Origin of the sequence: Paraburkholderia sp. SIMBA_027 (assembly GCF_046535315.1) — a bacterium.
GTDB classification, from domain to species: Bacteria; Pseudomonadota; Gammaproteobacteria; order Burkholderiales; family Burkholderiaceae; genus Paraburkholderia; species Paraburkholderia tropica.
The window spans coordinates 1-231 of sequence record NZ_JAWRWY010001721.1 but is presented as its reverse complement, the minus strand read 5'-3'; the positions used below and the strand labels follow the sequence as shown (position 1 = coordinate 231).

The window sequence follows — 231 nt, the reverse complement described above, 5'->3', positions numbered from 1 at the left end:
ACGTTGATCACGCTCGCGACCGTTCCGCCCGACGCGCCGCCCTTCAGCGTCTTCACGCGCATCTTCACCTGCGTGGCCGGCACGCCCCACTGCCGCCTTGCGTGCTGCTGCAGGAACAGCACGCCGATATCCGACGGCACCGAATCGAAACCGCAGCAATGCACGATGCGCGCACCCGATTGCCGGGCGGCCGGCTCGTACCGTTCGATCATTCGCTTGATCCACTGCGTC

1 pseudogene is annotated in these 231 nt (G+C 66.2%); it reads right to left on the bottom strand.

The features are described 5' to 3' along the window. Positions 1–231: pseudogene (locus tag SB764_RS45055) on the bottom strand (saccharopine dehydrogenase); the annotation flags it as partial.